Consider the following 7756-nt stretch of genomic DNA (forward strand, 5'->3'; position numbering starts at 1 on the left):
GGGGGGGGGGCGCCGCGCCCCCCCCCCCCCCCCCCCCCCCGCGCGGGGGGGGCCCCCCCCCCCCCCCCGGCACTACCAGATGAAACCATTTTTGCATCGCAGCACGATGCCCGTTCTGGTTTAGGCTTGGGGTCTGGATCCGTTGACCGAGGCCTGTGCGTCGCCGATGAACGAGTACCGCAGCAGCATCGAGTTTGCTTCCCCCGATCTTCCGCTTCGCGATGACGTGCGCCGGCTCGGCGCGCTGGTTGGCGACCTGCTGGTTGAACAGGTCTCCGCCGCCTTCCTCGACGATGTGGAAGACGTGCGCACCCGCGCCATCGCCCGCCGCGAGAACCAGGCGCCGTTGTCGGAGCTGGCCGATGGCCTGGCCGGGCGCACGCCGCAGCAGGCCGAAACCATGGTGCGGGCCTTCAGCACCTACTTCCAGGTGGTCAACATCGCCGAGCGCGTGCATCGCATCCGCCGTCGCCGTGACTACCAGCGCGCCGGTACCGCAGGGGCGCAGCCCGATGGCTTGCAGGATGCACTGCAGCACCTGAAGGCGCAGGGTGTGGGCCTGGACGAGCTGGCGCAGTGGCTGCCACGCATCGACATCGAACCGGTGTTCAGCGCACACCCGACCGAAGCGGTACGCCGCGCGCTGCTGGAAAAAGAGCAGTTGATGGTGGCCAGCCTGGTCGACAACCTCGACGGCCAGCGCACGCCGGGTGAGGCCGCCGCCGATGCCGCGCGCTTCCGCATGGCATTGACCGCTTCGTGGCAGACCACCGATTCTTCGCCGGTGCGGCCCACCGTCGATGACGAGCGCGAGCACGTCGGCTTCTATCTGGTGCAGGTGCTGTACCGGGTGATTCCGGTGCTGTACGAATCGCTGCAGCAGGCGTTGCGTGATACCTACGGCGAAGAACTGCCGCTGCCGCGCCTGCTGCGCTTCGGTACCTGGGTGGGCGGCGACATGGACGGCAACCCGAACGTGGATGCCACCACCATCCGCAACACTCTGGATGCGCAGCGGCAGGCGGTGCTCGCGCGCTACCAGAAGGAACTGCTGCAGCTGGCCAGCCTGCTCAGCCAGTCCACCGAGCGGGTGGGTGTGAGCGATGCGCTGCAGGCACGGGTGGCACACTACCAGCAGCTGCTGCCGCAGGTGCAGTCGCGCCCACGCCATGCCGACATGCCCTACCGCCTGCTCAATGACCGCATGCGTGCACGCCTGCAGGCCACACTGGATGACGGCGTAGGCGCCTACGCCGGTCCTGATGAACTGATCGAGGATCTGCAGCTGATCCTCGACAGCCTGCGCGCCAACCGCGGCGAACATGCCGGTGGCTTCGCCGTGCAGCGCCTGCTGTGGCGGGTGAAGACGTTCGGTTTCCATCTGGCGCGGTTGGACGTGCGCCAGGAATCGAGCGTGCATGCGCGCGCGCTGGCCACCGTGCTGGGCGGCGACGCAGCGTGGGACAGTCTCGATGCCGTGGGGCGTGCGCGTCTGCTGGCGCCGCATGCCGGTGGTGACGCGCCGTTGCCGAAGGGCGACGACGAAGGCAACCAGCGTCTGGATGCGGTATTTGCGGCGTTGGCCGATGCGCGTGCGCGCCATGGTGGCGATGCGCTGGGCAGCTACATCATCTCGATGGCACACGACCGCAGTGACGTGCTGGCCGTGCTGGCGCTGGCACGCCGTGGCGGCCTGGTGGAAGAGGGCGGTTCGGTGCCGCTGGATATCGCGCCGCTGTTCGAGACGGTGGACGACCTCAAGCGTGGCACCGCGACCCTGCGCGACCTGCTGGCCGATCCGGTGTACCGCGCACACCTGCATGCACGCGATGACGTGCAGATGGTGATGCTGGGCTATTCGGACAGCAGCAAGGACGGCGGCATCGCTGCTTCGCGCTGGGGCCTGCAACGCGCGCAGGTGGAACTGCTGGAGGTGGCGGCCGAGGCCGGCATCCGCCTGACCTTCTTCCATGGCCGTGGTGGTTCGATCAGCCGCGGTGGCGGCAAGACCACGCACGCGGTGGATGCTTCGCCGCGCGGCAGCATCGATGGCCGACTGCGGGTGACCGAGCAGGGTGAGGTGATCCATCGCAAATACGGCATCCGTGCGCTGGCGCTGCGCTCGCTGGAACAGGCTACGGGTGCGGTGTTGCGCGCCAGCCTCCGCCCGCGGGCTGCCGAACCCCGCGAGGATGAGTGGCGACCGGTGATGGATGTGGTCGCTGGCTCCAGCAGCGAGGTGTACCGCGCCTTCGTCGGCCAGTCTGGCTTCATGGACTACTTCCGCACGGCCACGCCGATCGACGTGATCGAGCGCATGACGCTGGGTTCGCGTCCGTCGCGCCGGCTCGGCCAGGACGCGGCGTTGGGCAACCTGCGCGCGATTCCGTGGGTGTTCGCCTGGAGCCAGGCGCGTGCCGTCATTCCCGGCTGGTACGGCGTGGGCAGCGGCCTGCAGGCGGCGGTGGATGCTGGTCACGAGCAGACCCTGCGCGAGATGGCACGTGACTGGCCGTTCTTCCGTACCTTCCTGGACGACATCGCGATGGTGCTGTCCAAGGGGGATATCACCATTGCCGAGCAGTTCTCGCTGTTGTCGGGCGACCTGCACGGGCGCTTCTTCCCGCAGGTGCAGCGCGAACTGGAACTGACCCGGCACTGGCTGCTGGCGCTGATGGACCAGCAGACGCTGCTCGACCACGATGCGCGGCTGTCGCTGTCGATCCGTCTGCGCAATCCCTACGTTGATCCGATCAGCGTGCTGCAGGTGGATCTGCTGCAGCGCTGGCGCGAAAGCGGGCGCGAGGATGAAGACCTGCTGCGCGCGCTGGTGGCCTGCGTGAACGGTGTTTCGCAGGGTGTGCAGAACACCGGTTGATCCGCATCCGCCGGGCATGGCCCGGCACTACCTCACTCTTCCGGCGACGGCGGGTTCGACGCCAGCAGTTCCAGATGGCGCTGCTCCATTTCCTGGCGCAGCTGGCGGCGGATCAATGCGGCCGCCTGGCGGCGCTTCTCGTCCGACGTGACCGGCTGCAATGACGGCACCGGCGTTGGCCGGCCTTCCTCATCCACGGCCACCATGGTGAAGAAGCAGCTGTTGGCATGGCGCACGCTGCGCTTGAGGATGTCCTCGGCCACCACCTTGATGCCGATCTCCATCGACGAGGTGCCGGTGTAATTCACCGAGGCCAGGAAGGTGACCAGCTCGCCCACCGCGATGGGCTGGCGGAACATCACCTGGTCCACCGACAGGGTGACCACGTAGCTGCCGGCGTAACGGCTGGCGCAGGCGTAGGCGACCTGGTCGAGCAGGCGCAGGATGGCGCCACCGTGGACCTTGCCGGAGAAATTGGCCATCTCCGGCGACATCAGCACGGTCATGGACAGCTGGTGGGTTTTCAGTTCGGTCGACATGGGGCGATTGTATCGGCAACCGGTAGTGCCGGCCGCTGGCCGGCAACCACGCGATTGTTTCCGGAGGCCATGAAAAAGCCGGCCAGCGGCCGGCTCTACCAGAAGCAGAAGGGCCGCTTGCGCGGCCCTTCGTGTTTCTTACTTCAGCTTCGCATCGGCGCGAAGGGCGGCGGCGCGGTCGGTCTTCTCCCAGGAGAAGGCCGTGGCGTTGACGGTCTCGCCTTCGCCGTTGAGGTAGCTGAACTCCTTCGGCTTGCGGCCGAAGTGGCCATAGGCCGCAGTCTGCTGGTACATCGGGTGCACCAGGTCCAGCATCTTGATGATGCCGTACGGGCGCAGGTCGAAGTGCTTGCGGATCAGCTTCTCGATCTTGTCGTCGCTGATCTTGCCGGTGCCGAAGGTGGTGACCGAGATCGAGGTCGGCTCAGCCACGCCGATGGCGTAGGAAACCTGCACTTCGCAACGGTCGGCCAGGCCGGCGGCAACCACGTTCTTGGCGACGTAGCGGGCCGCGTAGGCCGCCGAACGATCGACCTTGGACGGGTCCTTGCCGGAGAACGCGCCACCACCGTGACGGGCCCAGCCGCCGTAGGTGTCGACGATGATCTTGCGGCCGGTCAGGCCGCAGTCGCCCACCGGGCCGCCGATCTCGAACTTGCCGGTCGGGTTGATGTGGAACTTGGTGCCCTTGTGCAGCCACTTGGCCGGCAGCACCGGCTTGATGATCTCTTCGCGGACGGCCTCGATGAGGTCCTTCTGCTTGATGCCCGGGGCATGCTGGGTCGACAGGACCACCGCGTCGATGGCCGAGACCACGCCGTTTTCATAGCGCAGGGTGACCTGGCTCTTGGCGTCCGGACGCAGCCACGACAGCGGCGAGTTCTTCTTCTTGCGGATCTTGGCCTGCTGCTCGACCAGGCGGTGCGACAGGTGGATCGCGGCCGGCATGTAGCTGTCGGTCTCGTTGGTGGCATAGCCGAACATCAGGCCCTGGTCGCCAGCGCCCATTTCTTCCGGCTTCTTGCGATCCACGCCCTGGGCGATGTGCGGCGACTGCTTGCCGATCAGGTTCAGCACGCCGCAGGTGGCGCCGTCGAAGCCGACGTCGGAGCTGTCGTAGCCGATGTCCACGATGACCTTGCGGGTCAGCGCTTCCAGGTCGATCCAGGCGCTGGTGGTGATCTCACCGGCCACAATGGCAACACCGGTCTTGACCATGGTCTCGCAGGCCACGCGGGCGCGCTGGTCCTGGGTCAGGATCGCGTCCAGCACCGCATCGGAGATCTGGTCGGCAACCTTGTCCGGATGGCCTTCGGAGACCGACTCGGAGGTGAAGAGATAGCTGGACATCAGGCGTAATATCCCTTGATTCGGATGGAAAGATGGGCGCGAATGATACACGGGGTGCGCCGCCTGTGCATTGTGAACCTGTACCGGTTGCCGGTGGTTAAGCCCGCGTAGGCCCGGCAGGGGCCGTCCGGCCGGGATTGGGGCTCAGCCTCGAGGCCCAGTGTTCCACCAGCGTGACAACGCACCGGGCGGCTACCGGCCCCGACTGCGCGGGCCACTTCGCCCGCCCCAGGACCGGCCAGCCGTCATCGTTCTGCCCCAAAACCGCCATCTGGCTGCCGCCTGCCGGGCGCAGGCTGTCGGCCAATCCGGCCGCCGGGCATGAGTGGATCCGCCATGCAGGAACTTGAACAGCGTCTCCAGCAACGCTTCCCCGATTGGTTCCATGGCCGCCGGGGCCAACTGGCCCGGCCGTTGCTGCGCAGCGTCGGTCGCTGGTCGCGGTTGGACCAGATCGAAGCCTTCCTGCAGCGCAGCTCAGGCCTGCGTGGCTTCGGCTTCGTCGCCGCCGGCCTGGAGTTCATCGACGGTCAGTACCAGGTGGACCCGGCCGCGCTGGCCAGGATCCCGGCCACCGGCCGCCTGCTGATCGTCGCCAACCATCCCTCCGGGGCACTGGACGCCCTCGCCCTGCTGGACGCGGTCGGCCGCATCCGCCGTGACGTGCGGATCGTGGCCAACGACCTGCTGGGGGCGATCGCGCCACTGCAGGACCTGCTGCTGCCGGTGCGCATCCTCGGTGGCAAGGCCCAGCGCGGCAGCCTGCATGCCGTCGAGGAAGCACTGGCCGCCGAGCAGTGCGTGATCGTGTTCCCGGCCGGCGAGGTCTCGCGGCTGTCGCTGCGCGGCATCCGTGATGGCCGCTGGCAGCGCGGTTTCGTCCGTTTTGCCCGCGCGGCCGGCGCACCGGTGCTGCCGGTGCGTGTGGAGGCGCGCAACTCGGCGCTGTTCTACGGCGCCTCGACCCTGTTCAAGCCGGCCGGCACCGCGCTGCTGGCGCGCGAGATGTTCACCCGTCGTGGCCGTCCGCTGCGGCTGCGCATCGGCGAGCCGATGCAGCTGGGCAAGGGCGGCGACCCGGGCGCCCAACTGCTGGCGGTACGCCGCGCGCTGTATGCGCTGGGCCGCACTGGCGCGGCCGGCAATCCCGCAGCCTGCGCAGGCCCCGAGCCGCTGGCGGCCCCGGTGCCGCCTTCGCAGGTGGCCGCCGGCATTGCCGCGTCGACCCAGCTGGGCCAGACCGCCGATGGCAAGCAGATCCTGCTGGCGACCTGTACCGCCGATTCGCCGCTGCTGCTGGAGCTGGGGCGCCTGCGCGAGCTGACCTTCCGCCAGGTAGGCGAGGGCACCGGGCGCAGCCGCGATCTGGACGATTACGATCCGCGGTACGAACACATCGTGATCTGGGACGCGGCCGCGCAGCGCATCGCCGGCGCCTACCGGATCATGCGTGGTGCTCACGCGCTGGCCCGGCACGGCCTGTCCGGGCTCTACAGCGCGTCGCTGTTCCGCTATTCCGACGACGCCATCACCCACATCGCCGAAGGCCTGGAACTGGGCCGCAGCTTCGTGGTGCCTGATTACTGGGGCAGCCGCAGCCTGGACTACCTGTGGCAGGGCATCGGCGCCTACCTGCAGTGCCGGCCCGGCATCCGCTACCTGTTCGGCGCCGTGTCGATCAGCGCAGCGCTGCCACGCGATGCACGCGAGCAGCTGGTGGCGTACTACCAGCGCTACTACAGCGGTACCGCCGGCCTGGCCGAATCGAACCGCCCGTTCCAGTACTTCGCCGCGCCGCCAAGTTTCGGCGAGCTGGATGCAGGTGCCGCGTTCGACGTGCTCAAGGCCAACCTGGCCGCACTCGGCACCGGCGTGCCGACGCTGTATCGCCAGTACACCGATCTGTGCGAACCCGGTGGCGCCCGTTTCCTTGCCTTCGGTGTCGACCCGGACTTCAGTGATTCGATCGACGGCCTGATTGAAGTGGACCTGTGCGCGATCAGGCCGAACAAGCGCAAACGCTACCTGCGCGACGCGGGGGCGCCGGCATGAGCGCGCTGGCGAACCTGTCGCCGCACCGGCGCGCAGTGTTCGTCTCCGACGTGCACCTGGGGTCACGTCATTGCCATGCCACCGAGCTGGCGCGGTTCCTCTCGCAGCTGCGCTGCGAACGGTTGTACCTGGTGGGCGACATCATCGATCTGTGGTGGATGGCGCATCGCCGCGCCAACTGGCGCCAGTCGCACAGCGAAGTCATCCAGGCCCTGCACGCGCTGCGCCGTGCCGGAACCGAGATCGTCTACATCCCCGGCAACCATGACGCGTCACTGCGCCACGTGTGCGGGCTGATGCTGCCAGCGATGCAGGTGCGCCGTCGCGCCATCCATGTGACCGCCGATGGCCGTCGCCTGCTCGTTGCGCATGGGGACGAGTACGACGGCGTGACCCACTTCGGTGGCCTGCAGGAAAAGTTCGGTGACTGGCTGTACTACCGCATCCTGACCGGCAACCAGGCGTTGAATGCGGTGCGGCGGCTGCTGGGGATGCGCTACTGGTCGCTGTCGGAGTTCCTGAAGAAGCGCAGCGGTGCGGCCGAACGCTACATCGAACGCTTCGTGCAGGCCGGGCTGGACGACGTGCGGCGGCGCGGACTGGATGGCATCGTCTGTGGCCACATCCACCGCGCGGCGCTGATCGAGCGCGATGGCCTGGTCTATGCCAACGACGGCGACTGGGTGGAGAGCCTGACCGCGCTGGCCGAAGACCATGATGGCGCGCTGCGCCTGCTCGACCACAATGGCCAGACCCTGGTGGAACTGCCGGGCGCGCGCATCAAGCAAGCGGCTTGACCCACTCTTGTAGAGTCGAGATCCTATGTTCGTGGTCAAGCCTGCTGGAAGCAGGCTTGACCCACCTTCAGCATGGCCGGATCGAAGTCCCGGCCGCTTTTGAAGACACCCCAGGCGATCCTGGCCAGCTTTCTGGCCAG

General features: G+C 67.8%; 5 protein-coding genes. 3 read left to right on the forward strand and 2 right to left on the reverse strand.

Annotated elements, in window-relative coordinates; genetic code table 11:
• Positions 1-166: 166 nt before the first annotated feature.
• A complete protein-coding gene (gene ppc / locus V3B64_RS18035; RefSeq protein ID WP_329914633.1) occupies positions 167-2878 on the forward strand; it encodes a phosphoenolpyruvate carboxylase in 2712 nt (903 codons plus the stop codon).
• A gap of 32 nt (positions 2879-2910) precedes the next feature.
• Here ppc and V3B64_RS18040 read toward each other — a convergent pair whose 3' ends face one another.
• Together V3B64_RS18040 and metK are read right to left on the reverse strand one after the other, a co-directional pair.
• The gene (locus V3B64_RS18040) at positions 2911-3417 is read right to left on the reverse strand and encodes an acyl-CoA thioesterase (protein ID WP_049399791.1); all 507 of its coding nucleotides are present in this window, start codon (positions 3415-3417) and stop codon (positions 2911-2913) included.
• Between the two features lie 138 nt (positions 3418-3555).
• Positions 3556-4767: a methionine adenosyltransferase gene (metK, locus tag V3B64_RS18045; protein WP_012510070.1), complete on the reverse strand. Its 1212-nt coding sequence runs from the start codon at positions 4765-4767 to the stop codon at positions 3556-3558.
• 336 nt (positions 4768-5103) lie between these two features.
• On the opposite strand from metK, the gene V3B64_RS18050 reads away from it, so the two are divergent.
• On the forward strand, positions 5104-6819 hold the full coding sequence (locus tag V3B64_RS18050; protein ID WP_329914631.1) for a lysophospholipid acyltransferase family protein: 1716 nt from the start codon (positions 5104-5106) through the stop codon (positions 6817-6819).
• The gene (locus V3B64_RS18055) at positions 6816-7616 is read left to right on the forward strand and encodes a UDP-2,3-diacylglucosamine diphosphatase (RefSeq protein WP_032129692.1); all 801 of its coding nucleotides are present in this window, start codon (positions 6816-6818) and stop codon (positions 7614-7616) included. The genes V3B64_RS18050 and V3B64_RS18055 overlap by 4 nt, the downstream gene beginning before the upstream one ends.
• Positions 7617-7756: the final 140 nt, after the last annotated feature.

Origin of the sequence: Stenotrophomonas sp. SMYL86 (genome assembly GCF_036320025.1) — a bacterium.
In the GTDB taxonomy this organism is placed as follows: domain Bacteria; phylum Pseudomonadota; class Gammaproteobacteria; order Xanthomonadales; family Xanthomonadaceae; genus Stenotrophomonas; species Stenotrophomonas maltophilia_A.